Source organism: Brachybacterium sp. p3-SID957 (assembly GCF_025144775.1).
Lineage (GTDB): Bacteria > Actinomycetota > Actinomycetes > Actinomycetales > Dermabacteraceae > Brachybacterium > Brachybacterium epidermidis.
Genome location: NZ_JALXKT010000111.1, coordinates 1 through 2453, shown reverse-complemented (window position 1 = coordinate 2453; position 2453 = coordinate 1). Strand labels below are relative to the sequence as shown.

The 2453-nt window shown below is 67.7% G+C and carries 2 protein-coding genes; one reads left to right on the top strand and one right to left on the bottom strand.

What is annotated here, in order from left to right; genetic code table 11:
- Positions 1-428: 428 nt before the first annotated feature.
- Entirely contained in the window at positions 429-1127 is a 699-nt protein-coding gene (locus tag M3B01_RS14480) for a demethylmenaquinone methyltransferase (RefSeq protein ID WP_259793241.1), read from the bottom strand.
- A 120-nt stretch (positions 1128-1247) separates the two neighbouring features.
- Here M3B01_RS14480 and serC point away from each other — a divergent pair, with 120 nt between their 5' ends.
- Positions 1248-2405 carry a phosphoserine transaminase gene (serC, locus tag M3B01_RS14475; protein WP_259793239.1) on the top strand — a complete coding sequence of 386 codons (1158 nt, stop codon included), beginning with the start codon at positions 1248-1250 and terminating at the stop codon, positions 2403-2405.
- The last annotated feature ends 48 nt before the right edge of the window (positions 2406-2453 follow it).

Sequence of the window (2453 nt, the reverse complement as noted above, 5' to 3'; positions counted from 1 at the left end):
CCCCAGCATTCAAACAAACAACCAGCAAAAATAATTTCTGCTAATCATCCGAAAAATGCCAATCAAAATATTGGCATCAACAAACAGACACGCTATTGAGATATCAAGCAACACGCGCACTCGGACTTCCGAACCCTCTGGGCTCTTCCGTTCCGGGGCAACCCCTATAACTTAGGGGGCCAGCTTCTCCATGTCAACTCGGTGCGGTGTGATCCGCGCCGCGCTGGCTCTGGAGGTGGGCCGTTGTACCTGGTGGTGAGCGGTTCGGCGGGTGATCCACTGCTGGTCTCTCGCCGTGCCGTTCGGCCGGGCACGAGGAAAAACATTACGGGCCGGCAGCGCGGCCGTCAAGCTGAGACGGCGTTTTCAGGGGTGTCCTCGGCCACATTGCTTCACTTGCTCGTCCATCGCCCGCCTGACCTGCAGGTTCAGTCGCCCGGGACGTATCCGCGATGCAGCGCGACGATCCCGCCGGAGAGGTTCCGGTACTGGCAGTGCTCGAGTCCCAGCTCGAGGAACCAGGAGTGCAGCTCGGTCTGGTCCGGCCAGTCCAGGATCGACTCGGCCAGATAGTCGTAGGCGTCTGAGTTGGAGGACAGCCCACGTGCGGCTGCCGGGAGGGCGCGCAGCAGGTAGCGCTCGTACACGGTGCGGAACAGTGGATTCGTGGGTGTGGAGAACTCGCACACGACCACCGTTCCCCCGGGCCGCACCACCCGCACCATCTCCTGCAGCCCCATGCGGGGATCGTGGACATTGCGCAGTCCGAAGCTGATGACCGCGGCATCGAAGGAGTCGTCCTGGAAGGGGAGGTGCTGGGCGTCGGCTCCGACGAAGGGCACGGGTGCTCCACGACGCCGGCCCTCCGTCATCATGCCCAGGGAGAAGTCGGCCGCCACCACGCGGGCTCCGGCCCTAGCCAGCGCGGCGGAGGAGGTGCCCGTGCCTGCTGCCAGGTCGAGCACGGTGTCGCCCTCGGCGACCGCCAGGGACTCCACCATCTGGTCGCGCCACATGCTCACCTGTCCCATCGCTGCGACATCGTTCATCAGGTCGTAGCGGCGGGCGACGGCATCGAACATCCCGGCGACGTCGTACGGCTTCTTGTCCAGATCGGCACGGCTCATGCCCCCGATCCTGCCAGAGATGCGCCCATCTGCCGGACCGTGGCGTGCCGCTCGCCGCGTGCCTGGCACGATGTTGGGGTCACCGGCACGGACCGGACCCGGGATCACGAGGAGGACACGATGTCCGATCACAGCAACGACCGCTCCGCTCGCATCCGCGAGCTGGCGATTCCCCGCAGCCTTCTGCCCGCCGACGGTCGTTTCGGCTCCGGTCCGTCACGGGTGCGGTCCGCCCAGGTCGATGCACTGGTGGCGGCATCCGGGTCCGTGCTGGGGACCTCGCACCGTCAGGCCCCGGTGAAGAACGTGGTGAAGCGTGTCCGGACGGGCCTCGCCGAGCTGTTCTCCCTCCCCGAGGGCTACGAGGTGGTGCTCGGCAACGGCGGTTCGACTGCCTTCTGGGACGTGGCAGCCCTGGGCCTGATCGAGCGGCGCTCCCAGCACCTGGTGTGCGGCGAGTTCTCCCAGAAGTTCGCCACCGAGGTGCTCGATGCACCCCACCTGGAGGATCCCGAGGTCATCCGGGCCGAGCCCGGCACGCTCCCCTCCCCCGTCAGCAGTCCCGACGTCGATGCCTACGCCTGGGCTCAGAACGAGACCTCCACCGGGGTGATGGCACCGGTGCGCCGCCCCGAGGGGGCCGGCACCGAGCAGCTGGTGCTGATCGATGCGACCTCCGCCGCCGGTGGCGTGATGGTCGATCCCACCCAGGCCGACGCCTACTACTTCGCCCCGCAGAAGGCCTTCGCCTCCGACGGCGGTCTGTGGCTGGCGGTCCTCTCCCCTGCCGCGATCGAGCGCGCCGAGCGCATCGCGGCCCAGGGGGCGCACTGGATCCCCTCGATCCTCTCGCTGACCACAGCGATCGAGAACTCCCGCAAGGACCAGACGCTCAACACGCCGGCACTGTCGACGCTGGTGCTGATGGCGGAGCAGATCGAGTGGATGAACGAGCAGGGCGGTCTCGCCTGGGCCGACTCCCGCACCCGCGAGACCAGCGGACTGCTGTACGAGTGGGCCGCCCGCCGCGAGGAGGTCACCCCCTTCGTGGACGATCCCTCAGCACGCTCGCAGGTGGTGGCCACCCTCGACATCAGCGAGGAGATCGACGCCACGGCAATCACCTCCGTGCTGCGCGCCCACGGCGTGGTGGACATCGAGCCCTACCGGAAGCTGGGCCGCAACCAGGTGCGCATCGCCACGTTCCCCGCGGTGCCCCCGGAGGACGTCAGGGCCCTGATCGCCGTGCTCGACCACGTGCTGGACGCCTCGGCCTGACATCGCGGGCCCCGGGCCACGAAGCCGAGCTGCGGGGGGGGGCTTGGC

Excerpts from the sequence above, each read along its gene's own strand:
- M3B01_RS14480 (WP_259793241.1), bottom strand. The coding sequence starts at position 1,127 with ATGAGCCGTGCCGATCTGGACAAGAAGCCGTACGACGTCGCCGGGATG.
- serC (WP_259793239.1), top strand. The coding sequence starts at position 1,248 with ATGTCCGATCACAGCAACGACCGCTCCGCTCGCATCCGCGAGCTGGCG.